The sequence below is a fragment of the Psychrobacter sp. R86515 genome (assembly GCF_042466315.1).
In the GTDB taxonomy this organism is placed as follows: domain Bacteria; phylum Pseudomonadota; class Gammaproteobacteria; order Pseudomonadales; family Moraxellaceae; genus Psychrobacter.
Map to the genome: position 1 here is coordinate 90845 of NZ_JAXHCC010000001.1, position 24875 is coordinate 115719.

At 43.1% G+C, this 24875-nt stretch carries 19 protein-coding genes; 10 read left to right on the forward strand and 9 right to left on the reverse strand.

Translation table 11 applies throughout. The annotated features are described in order from the left end of the window. Positions 1–219 precede the first annotated feature (219 nt). Together ppk1 and mtgA are read right to left on the reverse strand one after the other, a co-directional pair. Positions 220–2454, reverse strand: a complete 2235-nt coding sequence (gene ppk1, locus SJY28_RS00345) for a polyphosphate kinase 1 (protein ID WP_379544877.1) — start codon at positions 2452–2454, stop codon at positions 220–222. A 321-nt stretch (positions 2455–2775) separates the two neighbouring features. Next, entirely contained in the window at positions 2776–3465 is a 690-nt protein-coding gene (gene mtgA / locus SJY28_RS00350) for a monofunctional biosynthetic peptidoglycan transglycosylase (protein WP_201548202.1), read from the reverse strand. 297 nt (positions 3466–3762) lie between these two features. Between mtgA and SJY28_RS00355 the strand changes: the two genes are divergently transcribed. From SJY28_RS00355 to SJY28_RS00375, 5 genes are all read left to right on the forward strand, one after another. Beyond that, complete coding sequence (locus SJY28_RS00355) at positions 3763–4071, forward strand: glutaredoxin family protein (protein WP_379543028.1); 309 nt, start codon at positions 3763–3765, stop codon at positions 4069–4071. Positions 4072–4127: 56 nt separating this feature from the next. Beyond that, positions 4128–5327: an L-lactate dehydrogenase gene (locus SJY28_RS00360; RefSeq protein WP_379543029.1), complete on the forward strand. Its 1200-nt coding sequence runs from the start codon at positions 4128–4130 to the stop codon at positions 5325–5327. 184 nt (positions 5328–5511) lie between these two features. Beyond that, on the forward strand, positions 5512–6597 hold the full coding sequence (locus SJY28_RS00365; RefSeq protein WP_379543030.1) for a rhomboid family intramembrane serine protease: 1086 nt from the start codon (positions 5512–5514) through the stop codon (positions 6595–6597). A gap of 147 nt (positions 6598–6744) precedes the next feature. Continuing rightward, complete coding sequence (locus SJY28_RS00370; RefSeq protein ID WP_379543031.1) at positions 6745–7557, forward strand: MipA/OmpV family protein; 813 nt, start codon at positions 6745–6747, stop codon at positions 7555–7557. A gap of 191 nt (positions 7558–7748) precedes the next feature. Then, positions 7749–8966 (forward strand): hypothetical protein, encoded by a 1218-nt coding sequence (locus tag SJY28_RS00375; protein WP_379543032.1) that lies wholly within the window; start codon positions 7749–7751, stop codon positions 8964–8966. 357 nt (positions 8967–9323) lie between these two features. Here the strand turns inward: SJY28_RS00375 and fumC are convergent, their stop codons facing one another. Continuing rightward, complete coding sequence (gene fumC, locus SJY28_RS00380) at positions 9324–10727, reverse strand: class II fumarate hydratase (protein ID WP_201615842.1); 1404 nt, start codon at positions 10725–10727, stop codon at positions 9324–9326. A 212-nt stretch (positions 10728–10939) separates the two neighbouring features. Here fumC and SJY28_RS00385 point away from each other — a divergent pair, with 212 nt between their 5' ends. Together SJY28_RS00385 and SJY28_RS00390 are read left to right on the forward strand one after the other, a co-directional pair. Beyond that, positions 10940–11665, forward strand: a complete 726-nt coding sequence (locus tag SJY28_RS00385; protein ID WP_379543033.1) for a 5-formyltetrahydrofolate cyclo-ligase — start codon at positions 10940–10942, stop codon at positions 11663–11665. Continuing rightward, positions 11665–11919 carry a hypothetical protein gene (locus SJY28_RS00390; protein ID WP_379543034.1) on the forward strand — a complete coding sequence of 85 codons (255 nt, stop codon included), beginning with the start codon at positions 11665–11667 and terminating at the stop codon, positions 11917–11919. The genes SJY28_RS00385 and SJY28_RS00390 overlap by 1 nt, the downstream gene beginning before the upstream one ends. Positions 11920–12017: 98 nt before the next feature. On the opposite strand, the gene SJY28_RS00395 is transcribed toward SJY28_RS00390, so the two are convergent. Then, a complete protein-coding gene (locus SJY28_RS00395; protein WP_101205176.1) occupies positions 12018–13379 on the reverse strand; it encodes a Na+/H+ antiporter family protein in 1362 nt (453 codons plus the stop codon). A 434-nt stretch (positions 13380–13813) separates the two neighbouring features. Here SJY28_RS00395 and lon point away from each other — a divergent pair, with 434 nt between their 5' ends. Together lon and SJY28_RS00405 are read left to right on the forward strand one after the other, a co-directional pair. Further along, entirely contained in the window at positions 13814–16417 is a 2604-nt protein-coding gene (gene lon / locus SJY28_RS00400; protein ID WP_379543036.1) for an endopeptidase La, read from the forward strand. 361 nt (positions 16418–16778) lie between these two features. Then, on the forward strand, positions 16779–17336 hold the full coding sequence (locus tag SJY28_RS00405; protein WP_379543037.1) for a superoxide dismutase family protein: 558 nt from the start codon (positions 16779–16781) through the stop codon (positions 17334–17336). 236 nt (positions 17337–17572) lie between these two features. Here SJY28_RS00405 and topA read toward each other — a convergent pair whose 3' ends face one another. Beyond that, complete coding sequence (gene topA / locus SJY28_RS00410; protein WP_379543038.1) at positions 17573–20239, reverse strand: type I DNA topoisomerase; 2667 nt, start codon at positions 20237–20239, stop codon at positions 17573–17575. A 283-nt stretch (positions 20240–20522) separates the two neighbouring features. Continuing rightward, on the reverse strand, positions 20523–21119 hold the full coding sequence (locus SJY28_RS00415) for a hypothetical protein (RefSeq protein ID WP_179797808.1): 597 nt from the start codon (positions 21117–21119) through the stop codon (positions 20523–20525). 357 nt (positions 21120–21476) lie between these two features. Between SJY28_RS00415 and SJY28_RS00420 the strand changes: the two genes are divergently transcribed. Continuing rightward, positions 21477–22016: a DUF2799 domain-containing protein gene (locus SJY28_RS00420; RefSeq protein ID WP_379543040.1), complete on the forward strand. Its 540-nt coding sequence runs from the start codon at positions 21477–21479 to the stop codon at positions 22014–22016. Between the two features lie 225 nt (positions 22017–22241). Here SJY28_RS00420 and SJY28_RS00425 read toward each other — a convergent pair whose 3' ends face one another. The 3 genes from SJY28_RS00425 to SJY28_RS00435 all read right to left on the reverse strand — a co-directional run bounded on the left by SJY28_RS00425 (position 22242) and on the right by SJY28_RS00435 (position 24602). Beyond that, complete coding sequence (locus tag SJY28_RS00425; RefSeq protein WP_025651314.1) at positions 22242–22643, reverse strand: biopolymer transporter ExbD; 402 nt, start codon at positions 22641–22643, stop codon at positions 22242–22244. A 201-nt stretch (positions 22644–22844) separates the two neighbouring features. Next, positions 22845–23534 carry a MotA/TolQ/ExbB proton channel family protein gene (locus tag SJY28_RS00430; protein WP_379543041.1) on the reverse strand — a complete coding sequence of 230 codons (690 nt, stop codon included), beginning with the start codon at positions 23532–23534 and terminating at the stop codon, positions 22845–22847. A 108-nt stretch (positions 23535–23642) separates the two neighbouring features. After that, on the reverse strand, positions 23643–24602 hold the full coding sequence (locus SJY28_RS00435) for an energy transducer TonB (protein ID WP_379543042.1): 960 nt from the start codon (positions 24600–24602) through the stop codon (positions 23643–23645). Positions 24603–24875 lie beyond the last annotated feature (273 nt).

Consider the following 24875-nt stretch of genomic DNA (forward strand, 5'->3'; position numbering starts at 1 on the left):
ACTTATAAAGTAGCGTCAGAATTGATATTAATTATAGGTATGACCTTGGGTAATGCACCAGTGTACTGCCGTATCAATATGTGAATAATTGTGAGGTTACAAGTCAGTTTGTAACTTTTGCGATTGGTAAGCACAAAAAAACCAAGCACCAGTATTTACCAGTGCTTGGCTAGATAGATAGTTGAATAGTTGATTATCAGCTAAAAGTACTTTTGCAGATTAGCTAGATTCCTCGACACGATTAATCGTTTTTAATAAATGCTCTTGTGCGACGTGTGGCTCCTCGCCTACTGCTGGCTGTAGCTGCTGCCAAACGCCAGTGCCATCAAGTGTCCATGCTTGCGTATTATCCTGTAAGTAATTAATTAAGCCATCCTGATAAATCTGCTTAAACAGTTTCTTGTTCTCAATAGGGAATGCCACTTCTACACGGTGAAACAGGTTACGATCCATCCAGTCTGCACTACCGCAGTATAGACGCTCATCACCATTGTTATAGAAATAATAAACGCGCGTATGCTCCAAAAACCGTCCGATAACAGAACGTACTGTAATATTTTCAGAGAGTCCTTTTACTTGTGGACGTAAACAACACATAGAACGCAGAATTAATTCAATCTTAACGCCTGCCTGCGAGGCATCATATAATTTATCAATGAGGCGGCGCTCAGTGAGCGCATTGGCTTTGATGATAATATGGGTACGTTTGCCCGCTTTGGCATGAGCGATTTCATCATCGATAAAGTTCATCAGTTTTTCATGCAAAGTAAAGGGTGCATGTAATAGTTTTTTGAGGTTGGCTGGCTTACCCATGCCGGTTAGCTCTTGGAATATTTTGTGAACATCTTCTGAGATATCAGGATCAGCGCTAAACAGGCCATAATCTGTGTAAACCTTAGCATTGGCTGCATGATAGTTACCAGTGCCTAAATGGACATAACGACGGATTCGATCGTCCTCGCGGCGTACGATTAGCATGAGCTTGGCATGGGTCTTGTAACCGACGATACCGTAGACCACGACCGCGCCTGCCTCTTGTAGATAGTTGGCAACTGCGATATTAGACGCTTCATCAAAACGCGCACGCAGCTCGATAACAGCCGTAACTTCTTTGCCATTACGAGCAGCGGCGGCAAGTGCTTTGACAATTTCTGAATTGGTGCCTGAGCGATATAGCGTTTGTTTAATCGCCAATACTTTGGGATCGCTGGCTGCTTGCCAAAGCAAATTAATAATTGGTGAGAACGCATGAAAAGGATGATGAACCAACACATCACTTTTACGCATGGCAGCGAACATACTGGTCGATTTATCTGACTTATCCATTTCTCGGCGAAATGCCTTTGGCACGACATGAGTAAATGGCTGATAGCGCAGCGCAGGAATATTAAAATCAAACAACAAACGCGTTAGGTTGACTGGGCCATTGACACGGTATAGCTGATTGTCATGCAGCTCAAACTCATTAAGCAGATACTCACTGATATGTGTTGGGCAATCGGTTGTGACCTCAAGGCGCACCTTATCACCAAAGCGACGGTTTTCAAGCTCGCCTTCTAGTGCTTTGGCAATGTCTTCAACATCATCAGCCAAGTCTAAATCGGCATTACGTGTCAGCCTAAATTGATGACAGCCTGTCACACTCATCCCAGGGAATAGCTCACCGATATGCTCATGAATAATAGCGGATAGCATCACATGATGCTCTTTACCACCAGTTAGCTCATCTGGCAGACGAATCACACGCGGTAGACTGCGCGGCGCAGGCACAATCGCCAAGTTGATATCACGTCCAAAGGCGTCTTTGCCTTCTAATGTAGCGATAAAGTTTAAGCTTTTATTTACCAGACGCGGAAATGGATGCGCCGGATCAATGCTAATCGGCGTCAATACGGGTACGACTTGCTCCGTAAAATAACGCTTCATCCATGCAGACTGCTCAGCGTTTAGCTCATCACGTTTCAAGTAACGAATATCTTCGAGCGCAAGTGCTGGCAGGATATCCTCATTGAGAATACGATACTGCTCACTGATTGCGGCATGAGTGATAATAGATATCTCGTTTAGCACTTCGCTAGGGCGCATGCCATGAGCACTGGTCGATACATCACCGATATTGAGCTTTTGCATGATACCAGCGACCCGAATCTCAAAAAATTCATCAAGATTGGATGAAAAAATAATCAAGAAAAATAAGCGTTCAAGCAGTGGGTGACGTGAACTAGATGCCTGCGCTAATACTCGCAGATGAAACTGTAATAAAGACAAATCACGATTGATATAACTGCTCGGTGAATAGCTGCCATCTGCTGAGCGTTGCCATTCGATTTCTGCCAAGTTATTTTGGCTATTATCTATATTGATGTCTTTATTAATATTGTCGTTATCGCCGTCGCTGACGTTATTAACGTCAATCATATCGTTAATATCACCACTGCCCTGATTACTAGTCATCTCTACCACGTCACTACTCCTTTTGCGTTATCGATACGCCATCATCTTTTATCGTTCTGTCTTTATTAGGGTATATCCTAGGGCGTGTCCTCATTTTAAAAATGGTGATGAAAATGAGATAAATTGCCGTCAAACAAGGAAAATAGCGCAGATAATATCGAGATATTAGTCAGCTATTTGACGCTGTCTGGCAAGATTTAGCCATTTTTAACTCATTTAGATGACTGTCGATTGAATTGAGGACACGCCCTAGTTTTATTCGAAATAGCCGAGCCTACAACATTCGATCCTACAATCTAACCCAACCTTAATGCTTTATGTTTATGAAGAGGCTTGCGGTAATACGGCATTTTTCATGCGTTTTTTGATAATACGTTGCTTGTTACGTAAACGCTTATCGCCTTGATTGTCTTCGTAGTACTTTGGATTGGTAAGCATCGCAATCAGAAGTGCTGACTCATCTCGGTTTAGATTGGCCGCAGACTTATCAAAATAATGATGCGCTGCTGCATCGATACCATAGATACCATTACCAAACTCCGCCACATTTAGGTAAGCGGTCATGATGCGCTGCTTGTCCCATAGCGTCTCAATCATCACAGTGATGACAGCCTCTTCAGCTTTACGCACATAGGAGCGATGCGAGGTTAGGAACAAGTTCTTTGCCAATTGTTGAGTAATCGTTGAGCCGCCAGCAGACATTTTGCCTGTCTCTTCATTTTTCTTTTGCGCGGCTTTGATACCTTTAAAGTCAAAACCGCTGTGCTGACTAAACGTTGAGTCCTCACTCACAATCGCCGCTTGTTTGGCAGATTTGGCAATCGCATCATATTCAGCCCATGTCTGAGTGACCGTGCCGCCCGTTAGGCGATGCGTCAACATAAACATGCTGTTATTAATTGGCTGTGTTTTCCAAATTAATAGTAGCCCAACGACCAATATATGGAATGCGACAACCAATAGCATAATTGCCAATAACAGACGTTTGATAAATGTGCCAAAACTTGCCATGCGCGATATCCGAGTGGTTAAAAAAGTAATAAGATAAGATAGATACTCTATTAATGACTATGAGACATCAACTAAGAATCAATGATTGTAAACGGGCTATTTATAGCCAATCATTAACCATTGAGCATTAGTCATTAATAACGATCAATAGCAGGTCATCTTACCTAATCTCACAATCGCTGTCATTATTTACCCCACTTCTTTATGATGTAATGACCGTTAAAGTATTTTATGTTTTAAATAAGCGCGTGCTGAGCATCAGCGCTTTACAATCAGTATGAAGATAAGAGACTACCCATGCACGATGATAATATAGAAGTATTACGAGCGCGTGTTATTGCAGCAAACCCAAGCCTCGGCATTGATGAAAATAGCAATCAATGGTGGCTACTAGGCACTTCGGGCTGCCATTTATGTGATATCGCTGAGCAAATAATCACTCAGTTTCAGGCCGTACAACCGATTAGCTACCAACATGTCGATATTGCAGACTTTGATGAGGCGCTAATGATGGAGTTCGCCACCACTATTCCTGTGATTTTGACGCCATCCAAACGATTAAATTATCCGTTTTCGGTGATGGATTTGCAGCAGCTGCTCGCTTAATAGCATTATACCTATAATAAAGACGCCCTATTACGATGATAAAGTAGTGAGAAATCATGAAAGATTTAAAACCTGTCTTAAAGAAAGTAACAGAGATTGAAGACCTACGCCGTGTCGCCGAGCGTAAAGTGCCGCGTATGTTTTATGACTATGTCGATTCAGGCTCATGGACTGAGACCACGTATCGTAGTAATGAAACTGACTTTGACCGTATTAAGCTACGCCAACGAGTATTGGTCGATATGGACAATCGCAGTCTAGCGACACAAATGATTGGCGAGTCCGTCAATATGCCCGTCGCCATCGCCCCAACTGGGTTCACTGGCATGATGTGGGCAGATGGCGAAATTCACGCCGCGCGTGCCGCTGAAAAATTTGGCGTTCCGTTCTCGCTCTCGACCATGAGCATCTGCTCTATCGAAGATATCGCCACTCATACCAGCAAGCCTTTTTGGTTTCAGTTATATGTCATGCGCGATCAAGACTATATGGCCAATTTGATTCAACGAGCCAAAGATGCCAATTGCTCAGCACTGATATTAACTGCCGACTTGCAGGTCATGGGTCAGCGTCATAAAGACATCAAAAACGGCTTGTCTGCACCGCCTAAACCGACCCTTACCAACATCATAAACCTCATGACCAAGCCGCAGTGGTGTATGAATATGCTAGGCACCAAACGTCGTAGCTTTGGCAATATCGTCGGTCATGCCAAAGGCGTTGAAGACTTGTCCTCATTGAGCTCATGGACAGAAGAGCAGTTTGATCCACGTTTGAGCTGGGATGATGTAGCGCGTATCAAAGATATGTGGGGCGGTAAGCTGATTATCAAAGGCATTATGGAGCCTGAAGATGCCATCATGGCTGCCCGTAGCGGTGCCGATGCACTGGTCGTCTCAAACCATGGTGGCCGTCAGTTAGATGGCGCACTGTCTTCTATTTCTGCACTGTCTGACATCGTACAAGCTGTCCATGCTGAGGATAGCGATATCGAGGTATGGTTAGATAGTGGCATTCGCTCTGGTCAAGATGTGCTAAAAGCGATATCACTGGGTGCGAAAGGCACGATGATTGGGCGCGCTTTTCTCTATGGATTGGGCGCTTATGGTGAAGATGGCGTACGCCGCGCGCTTGAAATCATCTATAAAGAGTGTGATATCTCAATGGCGTTCTGCGGTCATACCGATATCAATAAAGTTACGGACGATATCTTGGTAAAAGGTACTTATGAGAATCTTAAAGTTGGTCACTTTTAGAGCTATCAATTTTTAAGAGCTTTCGACTTCTAAGAACTTTCGATTTCTAAGAGCTTGCTAGTTTTAAAAGCTATCAGTCATAAAGATTATGAAAACTTGTATCATGATGTCCTGCGGATAAATAACATTATCTGACTATACCCTTTATACTATATATACAACATTTTGATGATATCTCGCTTTTATGACCATTCAACAACTATTAAAAACTGCGCCCGTCACTACCCTGCTACTAGCCAGCTTTATCGGGCTATTTATTATGCAGGTACTGACGGGCGTCGATGCCAATAACCCTTCCACTGAAGCACTGCTTAAATGGGGTGCCAATGCATTACCTTTTACCATGGGTGACGATCCTTGGCGACTGGTCAGCAGTGCGTTTTTGCACATTGGTTTGATGCATTTATTATTTAATGGGTTTGCCATGTATTTCTTTGGGCAGATTGCCGAGCCGATGTTTGGATCAGCCAAATTTTTGGCGTTATTTTTGTTGACGGCAATCGGTGGTAACTTACTCAACAGCTATGTGACGTGGCAAAGTATTTTGGATGGCACAGGACAGCCTGGACTATCAGCTGGTGCCTCTGGCGGTATCATGGGTATTGGCGCGGCATTATTAATCGCTGCACTGTTTAAAATATCGGTCAATGGCATGGTGCTCAATCTAAAAAGCCTGATATTCATTATGGGCATCAACCTCGTCTATGGGTTTGCCGTACCGGGAATTGATAATGCTGGTCATATCGGTGGCGCAATCACGGGTCTAGTGATTGCATTGGCTTTTGCGATTGGCTACCGTCAGCGTCTGGCTGTCGCTATACAAAACGCGGCGATTCAGCAGCAGCGCACGCTAAACGCTTATCAAACCAACTATTCATATAGTGCTCACGACAACCCATCATATAACAGTCAGTATAGTGGCCAATATCGTGAACAACACGATAATCAAAGTCCGTATAATGCCACTTCTATCGAACAATCGCCTCACATTGATGCTAATTCAACCGAGCAAGATGCTGCGTTTGCCAACAATGAAACGAATACGGCAGACATATATACTAACAATAGTGCCGACAGCATTACTGCTAACAATTCACCGTTAAGTAATGAAGCTGTTCATAATAGTATTAAACCCGAAGCACTTAAAAAACCTTCCATTATTTGGCAACTATTACCATGGCTTGCGATGTTACTTATTAGCATTGGCTTCGTCTGGTGGTGGCAAGATATTCATCAGCAATTACTGCAAGTACTAAAAGCCATTGAGTAAATGCTCATACTTATCTATCATTGCTATATAGACTCCAAAAACAGCATACTGACCTATATTACTGATTCATTTTATAGCTTGCCCTTTTAAACACGTTTTGCTTAATCGCACCACTCAGTTATTTATACTCACTTACGAGATCCAATTATGTTAAAACTTGCAGCGCTACCTAATATCTCCACACGTACTATGTTTAGCGCGTTCACCGCTACTGCACTATTTGGTGTGGCTAGCATGTCTAACGCCGCACTTTTTAATGACAACTTGCCGACTGACAAAGATGCTGAGCTCAGCGTTGGGGTCAATGTCATGGCCGTCAAATCAGCCTACGATCTCGAAGACAGTACTGAAGTGCGCGTGCTACCAGGTGCATTTTATGACAACAATAAAGTCTATGTACGCGGTGCGCAAGCTGGTGCCTATCTGATCAATGATGGTGTCAATCAGTTATCTGCCTATGCCAAGCTTGCGGGTTCTGAGTTTGAACCTGATGACGCTACTGGCGCACTTCAAGGTTTGGATGAGCGTAAATCATCAGCAGAAGCAGGTCTTAGCTATCAGCGTCGTACCGCTATTGGCGGCATCCGCGCGCAGATAGGTGCTGATGTACTAGATCGTAGTGGTGGTAACACAGCTCGCTTGACCTATCTTTCTAGAATCACTAAAGGCAAGCTAACGGTCTATCCAAGTATTGGCTTTGAATATCATGACGCTGACTACAATGAGTACTACTATGGCGTCAGTGAAAAAGAAGCTGCTAAAACGGGCATTGACACTTATAAATCTAACTCTAGCTTGAATCCGTATATCAATATCAGCGCCAACTATGATTTCAATGAGCGCTGGGCAGGATTTGCCAATCAAAGCGTGAGCTATGTACCAAATGAGCAATACGATAGTCCAATGGTCGACTCACGTACTGAAGCGGCGACGACGCTTGGTTTGCTTTATAAATTCTAGTTGAGCTTAGAAGTTTGATATAAAAAAGCCGAGCATTTTGCTTGGCTTTTTTTATGGTTAATTCAATCGAATATGTAGTCTAATTTTCAGTGAGCTACTCTTATAAAACTTACTCTACTCACTAGATAGTAAGTTATTACATTTGTTGGTAACATCGTGCATAATACTGGAAACTCAATAGAATTAATAAAATGAATCCAGATAATTTTGAAAATCACAATGTATTTGATAGGTTAAACGCACTCAAGGAAACCCTATCTAATGATGAAATTAAAGAAAAAATAGATCTTCAAAAGCTTTCATTTTTCGATACAGTTCTTTCCTTCATAACTCGACGCATGAAACTAACTATTCCTGATTTAGTTCAACCAGCAGAAATGGACATCATAAGTAAAGAGTTGAATGCAGCGGTATCTCAAATTAATGCTTTTATTGGAAATAATAACGATGGTCATTTGAATAATGCTGTCAATCATTTCAATACTGCCATAAGCAGAACTAAGAACCTTCCTATCTCAGTTTTTGAAAATGACTTTGACTTTTCACATAAAATTGCTAATTTTGAAAAGATAGTAACTAGTAAATATAAGTCATTAGAACAAGAAAAAGATGATCTCAAAAATGATATTGATAAAATTACTAATGAGCTATCTACGAAAGAATCTGAAATTCAAAAGTTGATTAGCCTTATTGATGGTAAGGAAGCGGAGATTAAGAATTTAAATACATCTTTTCAAACCACTTTTGATAATATCAAACTGCAACATGACCAACAATTTAGTACTGCTCTTAAATCTTATAGTTCTGATATCGAGAAATCAAAAGAACAATTTCGCAAGGAAATAGATGAACTCAAAAATGATATTGATACGGGCACTTCGAATTTAGTAATTGAATTAGAGACTAAGCATAATGAAGCTAAAAAACTTGTCAACTTAATAGGAAATGTAGGAATAACAGGCAACTATCAAAACATAGCCAATAGCCATAAGAAAGATGCAAATCTATGGAGATGGGTTGCAGTTGGTTTTATGGCTGCATTTTCGATTATCTTACTTATAACTATATGGAATTTAAATGTAGATAATTTAGCTTGGCAACAAGCTCTAGTAAGGATTGTTGCAGCTATATCATTATCGTATCCAGCAACTTATGCAGCTCGTGAATCATCTAAACATCGAAAACTAGAGACAATAAATCGGAATGCGGAGCTGGAGTTGGCTTCAATAAATCCATTTATTGAGGACTTAGAGGTTGAAACTAAGCAAAAAATTAAAGGTGAACTCGTAGAAAAATATTTTGGAAATCATAATAATCTTGAACATTCAGATGCAAAAGATCTTAAAGGCTTATCAACAGAAAATTTTGAAAAAGTAATAGAAGCTATCTCGAAAATCAAAAAATCATAAGCAACAAACCATAACAAGGCTTTTAGCTTTGATTGAAGTGGATATCCTTGGATGACCACCGTGTTGCGATGACTTGGCTAAAAGCACTACTAAGGTAACAGGAACGCTATTAACCTGCAGTCACAGCTCTGATGAACAGACAAGATAATAGCGAAAAGCAGGATTAGCTCCATTAATAATTTTTAAAACAAAAAAAAGACCTTGCCACGTTCTCATATAAGAAGTGACAAGGTCTTTTTATTTCTAAATTCTCAGTGGAACAAATATGATGCTGCTACCAGAAAGACGAGTGCAAATTGTACTTATCGTACATTAAGCGAGTCTGACGCCGTAGCAGCTCATTATTTGGTCTACTGCTTACTTAGGATGTACCATATCAGCAGGAATTACCCACTCATCAAACTGCGCTTCAGTTAGTAACTCTAGCTCAACCGCCACTTGCTTCAAGGTTTTGTTTTCTTTATAAGCCGTCTTAGCGATTTTTGCTGCATTTTCATAACCAACATGACGGTTCAATGACGTCACTAGCATCAATGAGTTATGCAAGAAGTCATCAATTTTGTCTTTTACTGGCTCGATACCCACTGCACAGTTTTCGTTGAAGCTGTTGCAAGCATCGCCAAGCAGTTTGATAGATTGTAACAAGTTAAACGCGATAACTGGCTTATACACGTTTAGCTCAAAGTTACCTGACGCACCAGCCATGCTGATAGTCGTGTCGTTACCCATGACCTGAGCGACAACCATGGTCATTGCTTCTGACTGAGTCGGGTTTACTTTGCCTGGCATGATAGAAGAGCCTGGCTCATTTTCAGGAATCGTCAACTCGCCCAGACCACAACGAGGGCCAGATGCCAACCAACGTACGTCGTTAGCGATTTTGTTTAAGCTGGCTGCTAGTGTTTTTAGTGCGCCTGAGGCAAATACTTCTGCATCACGAGCGGCTAGTGCTTCGAATTTGTTCGGTGACGTGACGAATGGCAAGCCAGTCAAAGTCGCTAGTTGCTCAGCTGATTTTACCGCATAATCAGGGTGGGCGTTTAGACCAGTACCAACCGCAGTACCGCCTAGTGGCAATTCATATAAGCCTTGTAGCGCGTTGTCGATACGAGTCAATGAATGGTCAAGTTGGCTCACATAGCCGCTGAACTCTTGGCCTAAGGTCAAAGGCGTCGCGTCTTGTAAATGCGTACGACCGATTTTTACGATGCTATCGAATTCTTTGGCTTTTGCCGCTAGTGTATCGCGTAGTGCTTTTACCGCTGGAATCAACAAGCTGTTGATTTGACGCGCAGCAGCCACACGAATCGCCGTTGGGAAGCTATCGTTGGTAGACTGTGCATGGTTTACATGGTCATTTGGGTGAATGGGCGTGTAGCTGCCACGCTCAGAACCAGCGATTTCGTTGGCACGATTAGCCAATACTTCGTTCATGTTCATGTTTGACTGGGTGCCAGAACCTGTCTGCCATACAACCAATGGGAACTGATCGACCAGACCACCATTGATGATTTCGTCAGCAGCTTGTACGATAAGGTCACGCTTGTCGCCTTCGATACGCTCTAGGCTTGCATTGGTAATCGCAGCGGCTTTTTTGACCAGTGCCATTGCTTCAATCATTGGACGCGGCAACGTCTCGCCACCGATTTTGAAGTTTTCGCGACTACGCTGTGTTTGCGCGCCCCAATAAGCATCAGCTGGGACTTCTACGTTGCCCATGGTGTCTTTTTCGGTACGAGTTGCCTGATTCTGTGTCGACATAACTACCCTCTTTACTGGTTTGTTGTTAAATAACTGAACGATAAAAAGTGCAACAGCTGCTGCACATAAACGGAAATACGATGTAAAGTGGCGTTATGATAGCATGACTAAGGCGTGTTGAATATTCACAAATAGCCTTGAGCGATGCCTAAGAACGAATGTCTAAAAACGTCTGTCACCACCAATCTGATACTTCATTGGATAAGATATCTATGCACTCTAAAATTATGCACTCTGAAACTATGCATCCTAAACCAATACGACCTGAGCAAAACAACCTTGATTTAAATAATTCGGATTCAAACAACACTGAAACATCCGAACCTGTCATCAGCAATCCGCCTAGACGACACTTTACTCGCCAGCGTCGTCAGTTAAGTGATGGCGCACGTAGACAATTTGCTCAGTCTGCAAGCTTGCATCTATCTAAGCTGCAGAAGTGTTTGCCAAAGCGTGCGCGTATTGGCCTATACTATGATGGATTTGGTGAGCTACCTACTCAGCTAATATTAGACTGGTGTCAACGCTTAGGCTATTTACCTTATTTACCAGTTGTTGGCTCGCTTGGTCGTACTAGCAATGGTAATGATGATAAACGATTGCGCTTTGTACCTGTTTATCATTCAAAACTGGTGAATATCCCCACTCGCATTCATCAATTAGGCATGAAACAGAACCACAGCCGCGCTCTGCTATGGGCGTCGGAATTGAATGTGATTATCTGTCCACTTGTGGCGGTTGATCTAAATGGTAATCGTATGGGCATGGGTGGCGGGTTCTATGATACGACGCTTGGTAAAAGCTATTGCTCAGGGACTTCAAGGCCGTTAAAGATAGGTTGGTGCTATGATTTTCAAGTGGTTGAACAATTAGCGCGTCAACCGTGGGATGTACCGTTAGATGGTTTAATTACGCCAAGCGGCATAAGGTGGTTTTGATGAAAGACGATAAACAATTTGAAAAAGACTCTAGCGCTGCTGATTCCAGTGCAGATAGTGTGGATGAATATTTGCAGACATTAGGCAATGAGGACGCTAGAGAGCAACGCTACTATAGTCAAGAGCAACCGTTTAGCGCTGATGAGATGACACGGCTCGTCAATGAAGAACGCTTCAACGAACTACTGGCGCAAAGCAATGCGTTTTTGAGTAGTTTGAATGGTGAGATAAAAGATTTTGATGAAGATTATTAAGTCTTGCATCGATTCAGTAATCGATAAAAACTAAAAAAGGCAAGCATAGCTTATAGCTATACTCGCCTTTTATACCAAACCTAACTGTTCAAGCTTTATTAAAGCACCATCGCCGCTATCCAACCAAATGCCAGTAGTGGAATGTTGTAATGCAAGAATGTCGGTATCACACTGTCTTTGATATGGTCATGCTGTCCATCGATGTTTAGACCAGAGGTTGGCCCTAATGTCGAATCTGACGCAGGCGAACCTGCATCTCCAAGTGCGCCAGCCGTACCGATAATCGCCACAGTAGCCAACGGCGAGAACCCTAAAGAGATACACAGCGGCACATAAATCGCAGCCAAAATAGGAATGGTCGAAAATGAAGAACCAATGCCCATAGTCACAATCAAACCGATTAGTAGCATAATAAATGCCGCCATCGCTTTGTTACCAGCGAACAGTGACGCTGCCCCATCGACCAATGGCTGAATCTGCTCAGTCGCTTTCATTACTTCAGCAAAGCCTTGCGCGGTAATCATAATAAAGCCAATCATCGCCATCAGCTTGATACCGTCATTAAAGACGCCATCAGCATCACGCCACTTCACCACGCCGGTCGCCATAAACACACCAAAACCAAACATTGAGCCAAGTAGTAGCGAATCAGTATATAGCTGCACCACAAAAGCAGTCACGATAGCAGCCAGTGCAACCAGTGTTTTCAACTTGCTTTGCGACTGTGCACCAGCAGCAGTTTTGCTTAATGCATCACCTTCTACGACGGCATCATGCGCTTGCTGATCTATCGCAATCTGCTGATATGCGCGTGGCTTACGGTAGCTGATAAATACAGCAACCAGTAAACCAATTAGCATACCCAATGCAGGAATCGCCATGGCTTGCACCACAGAAATATTGGCAACATCAATGCCCGCTTCACCCACGTTTTTTAGCATAATCTGATTCAGATAAATATCACCAAAACCATAAGGAATAAACATATAGGTGGTGACCAGTCCGAAAGTAATCAGACAAGCAATCAGGCGTCTATCAATCTGCATGCGATTGAATGCTAATAATAGTGGCGGTACCAGTAATGGAATAAAGGCAATATGAATAGGGATTAAGTTTTGACTAAAGCAGCTCATGGTAATAAGGCCTGCAAACAGCATATACTTAATCATGCCACTCGTACCCGCAGCATCAATACGCTTGATGACCGCGCCTGCCAACGATTGCGGCAAGCCCGAATGAGCAATCGCTACCGCAAACGCTCCAAGGAGTGCATACGACAGCGCAATCTCTGCGCCATTACGGATGCCTTCTTGAAAAGCATTAAGCGTATCAGTAATACCAAGCCCTGCCAGCAGTCCACCTGCCAGCGCGCCGATTAATAAACTGAGCACCACGTGCACTCGCGAAAGTGACAGTCCTAGCATGATAATAACTGCTAGCAATACCGCATTGATGGCCATGTGTTGCCCCTTGTTCTTTATACTTTGGTCGTATTGAGACCTATGAATATTGAAACTAATGAATATCGCCCTGTTGTCTAAAATGTCTCAATATGAGAGCCTGTTTTAGACGCGCGCCAGTTTACCTTATTTTGGGTATAAAGCCTACGCATAGAACCGATTAGGTATCAATACAGTCAACCAAATACCACCTATACATCTAAACCCTCTTCTATAACTTCTGACTGTCTTTATCCTTCACAGACCAGTCACACTAATGACAACACATCGTTACCCACATTAATTGCATTAATAACTGGGCGCTCAGATAACTATTTAACAAAGATAAGCAGACGACTTCACCATTCAGCCTTGCAATTTTTTTCGTGAGCACCATTTATCTAAACATGAACCACGAACTTGACTTTACAAGTCTGGGGAACGAGGAAAAACATATGAGTGAACATAATATTGATAAAGACAACATCGACATCGATGTATCATCTGCCCTGAACACTGACACGACGTCTGATGCAAATACTGACACTGACGCTAACATCAGTGCTGATGCGAACAATGAGACAGAAAGCTCATCTACGGATGCGTTAAATGCCTCATCCAACGTTGTCAAAGATAATGAAGATGAAAGCTATCTGCCACTGTTGGCGTTACGTGACGTCGTCGTCTATCCACATATGCAGATTGCATTGTTTGTGGGACGTGCGCCATCGGTGAAAGCGGTTGAGCTGGCACAGGCTGAGTATGGCAATAAAGTATTGGTAGTCGCGCAAAAAGACTCACTGACCGAAGATATTGATCAAGACAACTTGTATCAGTACGGTACGGTGTGCCGCATCGTCAGCACTATGCCACACGATAGCGATGAGAACTGCATTAAAGTATTGATCGAAGGTCAATACCGCGCTCGTGTCGATAACATAGAAGGCCATGACGATTTATTGATGGCGAGATTTGAGCGTGCCGACCTTGATGTCAGCATGGATGAGAGTCAACAGAAAAATACGATTCAAGCATTAACTACATTATTTGAAAGCTATGCAGATGCGCGACTTCGCAATGCACGTGAGCTGACTCGTGTGGCCAAACGTATTGACGACTTGCTTGAGTTGGTTTATTTCATCTCAACTCGTGTGTCGATGGACCTTGATATCAAACAGTCTTTCCTAGAAGAAGACGATATCAAAACGCATATCAATACCTTGACTGAATATCTAGTCAAGCAAAGTGCTGAGCAAAATATCGAACAAGATATCCAAGATGCTGTCCGTCAGCAAATGGAAGACAATCAGCGCGAATACTTCTTGAACGAGAAGATGAAAGCCATTAAAAATGAGCTGTCAGATATGAATGACGGCGCGTTCGATGGTGAAGATGATGTGGCTGAGTTAGAGCAGCGTTTAGAAGATGCTGACCTGCCAGAAGACGTGCGTAAAAAAGCTGAGCAAGAGTTCAAAAAGCTCAAAATGATGCCACCTGCGTCAAGTGAGTCATCAGTGGTACGCAACTATATTGAATGGATTTTGGACACGCCGTGGAATGCGACGACCAAGGTATCTATTAATCTAGACAAAGCTAAAACGGTATTAGACGAGGATCATTATGGTCTACAAGATGTAAAAGACCGCATCTTAGAATATCTCGCCGTACAATCACGCGTGAAGAAACTTCGTGGTCCGATTCTATGTCTTGTCGGTCCTCCGGGTGTCGGTAAAACTTCACTGGGTGAGTCGATTGCCCGTGCTACTGGCCGTAAGTTTGTGCGTATGGCACTCGGCGGCGTACGTGATGAAGCAGAGATTCGTGGTCATCGCCGTACCTATATCGGTGCGATGCCGGGTAAAATTGTTCAGTCATTGGCAAAAGTAGAAGTCAAAAACCCGCTGTTCTTATTGGATGAAATCGATAAGATGGCGCAAGACTTCCGCGGTGATCCAGCATCAGCGTTGCTTGAAGTATTGGATCCATCACAGAACGACACCTTTAACGACCATTATTTAGATATGGACTTAGATCTGTCGCAAGTGATGTTTATCTGTACTGCCAACAGCATGGATATTCCGCCTGCGCTGCTTGACCGTATGGAAGTTATTCGCTTGCCGGGTTACACCGAAGAAGAAAAAGTTAATATCGCACAGAAATACCTAGTGCCAAAAGCAATTAAGCAGAACGGTCTCAAAGAAGGTGAAATTGAGATTGTTGAAGCAGCATTGCACAGTATCGTACGTAGCTATACGCGTGAAGCAGGTGTGCGTAACCTTGAGCGTGAAGTGAATAAAATCTGCCGTAAAGTGGTTCGCGGTTCGGTTGAAACTCATGGTGCTCGCGCTCCGAAAAAAGCGGAACGTCAGCTAGTGACAGTCGATGACAAAAACATCGATGACTATTTAGGTGTGTATCAGTATGACTACGGTCTGGCTGAAGAAGAGCCTGAGATTGGTCGTATTACTGGTCTTGCATGGACTCAAGTCGGTGGTGAACTATTGACTATCGAAGCGGTCGGTATGAAAGGTAAAGGCGAGCTTAGCTTTACCGGTTCACTAGGCGATGTGATGAAAGAGTCAATTCGCGCAGCTATGAGCGTGGTTCGTGCTCGCGGTGATAGCTTAGGTATCGACTACGAGACGTTTAAAACAACAGACGTCCATGTCCATATGCCAGAAGGAGCCACGCCAAAAGACGGCCCATCTGCTGGTGGTGCACTGACGACAGCGCTAGTCTCTGCGTTGACAGGTATCGCTATCCGTCCAGATATTGCGATGACAGGTGAGATTACCTTACGCGGTAAGATCCTACGTATCGGTGGTCTCAAAGAAAAACTACTTGCGGCACATCGCGGCGGCATCAAGCACGTCTTGATCCCAGCGACTAATGAGCGTGATCTGGCTGATATCCCTGATAACGTGAAAGAAGGCCTAACCATCCAGCCAGTTGCCACGATTGAGGAAATCTTAAAGGTTGCTTTGGTGAGTATGCCAACACCAATTAAGCCTGCCAAAGTGACCGTTGATAAAACTTCTGGCAAAGCACTGCACAATTAATTGAACCTTTATTAATCCAGTTCTATAGATTAAGAAGCCGCTCATCACTATGATGGGTGGCTTTTTTATACCTGTTTGTTATTCATTTGCTTGCAGTTCATAGCTTTCTTAGTAGTTCTCTCACGCATTTAAAGCCATTTAATTTCGAAAATCCTTTATCTTAGTTCGTTTTTCAAACCCATACGTTACTTACATTTATTAACTGATTGTTGCGCATTTGATGAATAACTATAGAGTTAGCTTGGCTATACTGACTCCGATGTTAACGAATATTGACGCCGATTTTTATAGAACAATAACGATAGATATTCGTGGCTTTAATGAAGATTAAAAATAACAACTCAAACAATTGGAGATAACAATGAATAAGACAATACTTGCAAGCACCCTATTATGCGGTTCAGCGTTAGCAATGACTGGTTGTCAAACGGTAGAAAGCCAAATGCAAACAGGCAATCCTTTAGCACAGCCAACGCTAAAATCAACCATACAAACAGTAGATGGTGAGAAGAAAGAAGTTGGTCAAGTTTTCTTACGTCCAGTCGATGGCGGCGTCCAAGTTTACGGTAAACTCACTAACCTACAGCCAGGTAGAACTGTCTCATTACATATCCACGAGACAGGTAGCTGTGACGTCATGGGTAAAGCAGCAGGCGGTCACTTCAACCCAGACAACAAGCCACACTCTAATCCAGATGATATGAATGGCCATGCTGGTGACTTGCCAAACTTAACTGCTAATGAAGATGGTGTTGCTACTATTAACTATGTGAACAAGAAAATCGCAGCGACTGAAGCAGGTAAATATAGCGTAAATCGTTTGGCCTTTATCGTACATGCTGGCGTTGACGACTATACCAGTCAGCCTTCAGGTAATGCAGGCGATCGTATTGGTTGCGGTATCATCGTAAAAAACTAATGCTGTCCAAACCTATGAACTTAAGCTAGGTTTGCAAATGTAGAAATAGCTTAAAAGAAATATTATAAGCACAAAAAAAACCCTCTTAAATTATAAGAGGGTTTTTTATTGGAAGTAACTTTTAGGTCTGTTTAAGCCAATATAAAGCTAATACAAGAAAGACCAATGCAAATTGTACCTGTAGCACATTAAATGAGTCTGGCGCTATAAAAGCCCTATATTGGATTTAACAATAGTTACTCCTCTACCCATTCACCTTTACGCCAGTAAACACCCCAACGTGTGGCCTTGCCGTTTTTCTCAGAGCCGATATACTGCTCTTTTTTCTTACGTGACCAGCGCAAGATGGTTGGGTTACCTTCAGGATCTTCATCTGGCCCTGCAAACAGATACTGGAACTTATCTTCCATCTTATCTTTAATTTCTCGTAGCTCAGCCAGCTTTGGCGGACGTGTCTCGCGCACTTTCGGGAACTTAGACGCTGCTAAGAACATACCAGCTGCGCCTTCACGCAAGATGAAGTAATCATCGTGCTTGGTCGACTTTAGCTCTGGAAGATGGATTGGGTCCATACGTGGCGGCGCAGCTTCACCTGTTTTTAGTACTTTACGCGTGTTATCACAGTTTTGACAAGCAAAGTACGGGCCAAAGCGTCCTGTTTTAAGCTCCATCTGCCCATCGCACTTGTTACAGTCAATGGTTGGTGCATCTGAGCCAGGAACTTCAAACTTACCTTCTTCTAGGATATAACCATCGCAATCAGGGTTGTTACCGCAAATGTGTAGTTTGAGGCCACCATCTACGATATAACCATTCATCGCCGTGCCACATTTCGGACAGCGTTTTTTCTCCATCAAATCTTTAACTTCTGCCGCTTCGTCATCACCTTCCGCATCATCTAGATTGGCGAATGCTTCGACTGGCATTAGATTTTTGGTGCCTTTACAGCGCTCTTTTGGCGGTAAGTTATAACCAGTACAACCTAAAAACACACCTGTTGACCCTGTACGCAACTGCATCGGACGATCACAAATATCGCAATGGACATCTGGCACGTCAGTTGGATCGTTTGGACGCATACCGTCTTTTTCTTTGGCACGCTCTAGAGTGGTTTTGAACTCACCATAGAAATTATCAAGCACATCTTTCCAATCTTGATCACCTTCTGCCACATGATCGAGCTTATCTTCAAGCGCAGCGGTAAAGGTATAATCCATTAAATCTGGGAAGCTAGCCGTCAATCTATCAGTAACGATATCACCCATTTTTTCGGCAAACAGACGCTTATTTTCAAGCTTCACATAACCACGATCTTGAATAGTCGAGATAATTGAAGCATAAGTCGATGGACGACCAATGCCTTTCTTCTCAAGCTCTTTTACTAGACTGGCTTCAGTATAGCGAGGCGCAGGCTTAGTGAAGTGCTGACTTGGATCTAGCTTATCTAGATTTAACTTATCGCCTTTTTTGACATCAGGCAGTAAAGTGTCGTCAGTCTTGGCCGGTGGCATGACTCTTGTGTAGCCATCAAACACCATGGTACGGCCACGGGCTTTTAGCTCGATATCATCTGCGCCTACGAACAGGTTCACTGATAGATATTTGGCAGGTAACATCTGACACGCCACAAACTGACGCCAGATTAGCTCGTATAGACGTATTGCATCACGCTCAACACCTTTGAGCTGTGTTGATTTCATATTGACATTAGAAGGACGAATCGCTTCATGCGCTTCTTGTGCGCCCTGCTTGTTACCATAGAAATTTGGTTTTTCTGGTACGTATTTTGCACCATAGCTGTCTTCGATATGACCACGGACAGCAGCAAGTGCGTCGCCTGATAAAAATGTCGAATCGGTACGCATATAAGTAATATGACCCGCCTCGTATAGACGCTGCGCTAAGATCATAGTTTTCTTAACAGAGAATCCTAAGCGCGTGCTAGCAGCCTGCTGCAAGGTCGAAGTAATAAATGGCGCGCTTGGACGTGATTGCGTTGGTTTCTCTTCACGCTCTTTAACGATAAAGTCGCTTGCTTTGAGCACCTCTAAAACTTTATCGGTTTGCTCTTTATTACCAAGCTTTAGGGTTTTTCCACCTTGTTTGGTCGCCTCTAAGCGTATACCGATTTGCTCAGCGTCTGAGGTTTTTTTGGCTTTACCATTGGCAATGTGCGTGTCCGCATGGATTTGCCAGTACTCTTCTGGAATGAACGCGCGAATTTCATGCTCACGCTCAACGACCAAGCGCATGGCAACTGACTGTACACGACCTGCAGATAATCCACGGGCAATCTTTTGCCATAATAGTGGCGATACCATAAAGCCAACAACACGGTCTAAGAACCGACGCGCTTGCTGCGCGTTCACGCGGTCAATGTCTAATTTTGAAGGCTGTTTAAACGCACTTTGGATAGCTGACTTGGTAATCTCGTTGAAGACCACACGTTGATACTTGCTATCAGGGCCACCGATGACTTCTTTTAAATGCCAAGCAATCGCTTCCCCTTCTCTATCCATATCCGTTGCCAGATAGATTTTGTCAGCGTCTTTGGCTAATGCTTTAAGCTCTTTGATGACTTTGGTTTTGTTTGGCAGTACTTCATAGACTGCCGCCCAATCATGCTCTGGATCTACACCCATGCGGCGTACCAGCGCTTGCTGCGCTTTTTCTTCTTTGGTCAGACTGTCATCTTTTTTAGCGGTCGTTGCTTTCTTTGCGCTTTTACTCGCACTGACGGGCAAATCACGGACGTGACCGATACTTGAGCGTACAATAAAGTCATCACCAAGGTATTTATTAATCGTTTTTGCCTTGGCTGGTGATTCTACAATCACCAAAGACTTACCCTTTGGGCTGTCAGCAGCTGGTGCTGGACTTTTTTTGGTTGTGGTTTTTGCCATGTTTGACGACACCATAATATAAGTAAATTAAAAGTAAGGTTAAATTCAGCAGCACGGCAATTTATGGAAGCGGATACTCATGGTTTGGCCATGGTTCAGCTATTTATAGTAATAATCGCTGCTGATAAAAAAGGTTATAAAACAAATAATAACCATAAAATAAAGATATAGTTATAAAGACGTTACACTGCTAAGCGTTAAACTGTCAACTTTAAATAATTTGAATATGACAAACCGCTTGCATATTGCCCTTTAATGGAGACGAAAAAACGCTTTACTAGGTTTATGCTTGTTTTTGCATCTGTAGCGCCCATTTCTCAAGGTTTTCTTTGAGTACTAATAAGTCCGCTTCGATCCGTTTTTGATGATACGTTGGGTTAGATGCTGGACGTACATAAGCAATATCTTCCCAATATATAATGATGCTATTTGCCTTGGTCAATAGACCTTTAACAAACGGCTCGATACTTACTGGCAGCTCTAACGGCACTTGATCCAAGCTAAAATCGGTCTTTTTGACCGTCGGATTATTGCTGATTTGACTAGATCGAATCGCACTGGGAATAGTAAGCGTCTTATCGTCTGTACTGGTATCGACAAAACTGCTGTCTGGTCGCCACTGTCCATCGATCACTTGATAACGGGTATGCGGCAGTTTAGTGTCTTCAAATATTAAGCAGTACTGTCCAAGCATACCGCGGCCATACTCATTGTCACGGCCTTTGATCCAATCAGGGCACGAAACGAGTTTTGGGTTGAGCTGTAAACGACGCGCGGTCATACGTAGCTTATCCAAACGCTGATCGATACCGTTCGGTTTGAGCGCCATCATACTCCCTAATACGAATAGTACAATGATAACGCCAATCAATGTTCCCATGATGGTCTGACCTTTTGACTAAATGAAAAAGATACTAAGAGATATAGCGGTAAATATCGCTAATGAACCGTTATTTATAAATAGTACATATAGACTTGCGGTTAGCACGATAACAAACAACGATATATAAGGGCTTATAATGAGCACGAACCATTAAAAATCAAGCGTTGTCATCCAATCGCGGTGCAACAGGTGCTTTTAAAGCATATGATAATTTAGCTAGTTATACTATAAAATCAACTATTTAGCGTATACAAACTTACCGATCACAGTACGCTATAAAAACCAGATACGAAAAGTGGTTAGCTCAAAAAAGTGCTATGATAAACCATAATTTTAAACGCGCGCAGGTTTATTATGAATTATCTTATTGAGTCAAACTCATCGGGCGCTTATCACGCTCGTAAGCTAATGAGTAAAGTTATTAGCAAAGCAGGCATGAGTCTATCGCTACTTGGCGCGGTCGTACTAACATTATCGGGCTGTGCCACGACTCAGAGCCTAACGCCGCAGCAATGTCAAAACAGCAACTGGCAAGAAGTGGGCTACGCTGATGGCTCGCAAGGGCGTTCAGGTGCCTACTTCGGTCACTATACCAATAGCTGCGCCAGTGTCGGCAATGTTAGCCCTAACCGTATCCAATGGGAACAAGGCCGTCAACAAGGTCTCAAAAGCTACTGTACCGAGCTGAATGCTTATAAGCTCGGTCGCGAAGGCTATGACTGGCAGCCTGTCTGTCCGTTAGAAGGTATTGAGAAGTTAGAAGAAGCCTACTCCCAAGGGCGCTACTACTATATCCGTCAGCGCGATCTCGACTACTTACGCTCACCTTACCCATTTGGCTACAGACATGCAGGCTTCGGTTACGGCTATCGTCCGTTTGGCTATGGCTGGTAAAAAAAGAAAACCTCACTAACGACTTAATTTGAGGTTTAAGTAGTTAATGAGGTTGGAGAAAATTTTATTATTTTAATTGTTTTTATTATAGCGGTGCTGATTGTCTTGCTAGTTGGGCTATTGGTTTATCTAGCCAGTTTTCTAATATAAAGTCAGAGCTACTAGGACTAACTCACAGTGCTTGAACTATTCAATGCTTAAGTTCTTAAAGATTTAGCTACTAAACTACTCATTCACAAATGCGATTTTAGTCAGTCCAGCATTACTTGCCGCTGCCAAGACTTGAGCGACCGTATCGTACTTGCCTTCTTTATCTGCACGTAACTGTACCGCTGGATTCTTACCAGTCGCGCCTTGTTGCTGCAAGCGTGTCTCTAACTCTTCCATACTGATTGGATCACTATCCCAGAATATTCCTGCATCTTTATCAATACTGACTTGAATCGCTTCTGGCGGCGTTTCATTGAGCGCGGCACTAGTCTCTGGCAAATCTAAAGGCACTGTCGGATTTAGCACGGTCGCTGTCAATAAAAATATAATCATCAATACCAGCATGATATCGATAAGCGGAATGAGGTTCATCTCATCCATGCTTCGTACGTCATCATCACCCAATTGAAATGCCATAGTTACTCTCAATACTTTTGGTTATTTTCACACAGCCAAGCCGTTTTTTGACGGTTTGTCGACTTGTCGTTTAAGCCTTTATAGACCTATCGCTTACAGACCTAGCATCTACAGAATCAGTATCTGTATCTGTATCTGTATCTGTATCTGTATCTGTATCTGTATCTGTATCTGTATCTGTATCTGTAGAATTAATACTATCTATAGTTGCTTTGGTACAGAATTACTGTAGTTATTGGTATGCTGAGACTCGCTCGTCGTTGAACGAATGCTTGGTGCAGCGTGCACTTGAGAGGCGCTAGCAGCATGGCTCGCAGTTACCTTGGTAGTATCCACAAGACCCGTTGATTGCGCCAATAAATCATGGGCTCTGTCGTTGGCTTGATACATTATGCGGCGATTGATACGTACTGCAAGGTTATAAAACACCACGGCTGGAATCGCTACTGCAATACCAAGACCTGTCATAATCAGTGCTTCACCGACTGGCCCTGCAACCTGCCCCAATCCAGCCTGACCACTCATACCGATATTGTGTAGTGCATGGAAAATACCCCATACCGTACCAAACAAGCCGATGAACGGTGCAATCGCTGCCGTCGTACCAAGAATCGGCAGACCTCGCTCACTAGCAAAACGATAGCGACCGATATGCTTGAGCAAAGTCTGCTCAGTTACCAAACGGCGAGTGGCAGCATCAGTACCAGCCAAATCAGACTGCCTGGCTTGTAATTGCTGACTCAAATCATCTGCTACATTGGTCGCCAGTTTACGGCTTTGCAATACGCGGACGATACCTGTCACCCAAGAGAGAATAGATAACGCAAGCAACAAAAAGAACAACGTTTTTGTCACCATGTCGCTGATCTGCCAGTATTGCATAAAGTCCATGTCAGACTCCTTAATGTGTAATGCCATTACATGATACTGAGGTAAATATCATGTTTAGTTTTATAATGAAAGATGATCAATAAATACGTTGTTATAAAGTATGAACTATCAAGGAACCGCGTAACTGATCGGTAGGGTTACATCACCCACCACGGGTACGCCATTCTTAGTAAAGGGTTTGAACTTACCAGACCGTACTTGACGTCTGGCTTCTTTATCTACTAGCGGATTACCTGATGATTGAGCAACGCGCACGTTATCAATACCGCCTTGCTTGTTGACTCGTAATACCAAGACAACGTTGAGCGTATCACCAGAACGGGCCCTACGTGCGGCGCGCTCAGGGAAACTAAAGTTTGGCGCAGATGCCCAGTTGGCTGAGCTAGCAGTAAAGCTAACAGGCTCATTACTCTGTGCTAAAGCAGCAGCTGCTTCCGCCTCAGCTCTTGCTTGTGCAGCGGCGGTCTCTGCGGCAGCCTTCGCTTGAGCGGCAGCTTTGGCATCAGCGACTCTTTTGGCTTCTTGCTCTGCCCTAGCTTGCGCCTCTTGCTCAGCTTTTCTGGCTTGTCGCTCTGATTCAGCTTGGGCAGCTGCTTTGCGCTGTGCTTCAGCTGCTGAGTTATCAACCTTTGGTTTCGGTAGTGGCTCTTTTGGAGCTACTTTTTGACTGGTATCAGGACGAGGCTTTTCTGACGCTATCACAGGCGTCACTTTCGGCTCTATATTTTTTACAACAGGCTCTTTTGGTTTTACTGGTGTCTCTGTTGGTTGTTTAACCGGCTCTTTAGGCTTTGGTTCAGGTTGCGGCGCTGGCTGAACTTGCACCTCAGGCTGTACTTCTTTTTTGGCTGTGACTGTTTGTTTTTCTACTTCAGTTGAGACCGTTTTTGCCGGTAATGACACAAACTTTATCTCAAGTGGTGACATCTCTTTTTTTGGCTCAGGTTTGAGTTCAGGCGTTTTTATTGCCACTAGTGCAATTGCGGCAAGCACATGGAGTCCTAAGACTGCAACAATAGCTAGCAATAACGACTTAAGTGGTGGCGCGTCTAAATCCGTTGAACTCATAACAGCCTAATGTTTATTACTCAGAGTAGAATGGCGTAGATAATAATGCAAACGATAATTATTATCAATAATAATTTACAATATTTTCGCTATTTAATACATCTCTGACACGTGATGTTGCTTAGTAGCTTTACCTCTCAGAACGCTTATTTTTATGAACATACCTACTTCTAGATTTCGCTACTATGAAACTTATCTTTTTATCAAATGATACGTTGCGTTTAATATAACAAGTACTGTTAATAAAAACCATTATCATTTATATTGATAATG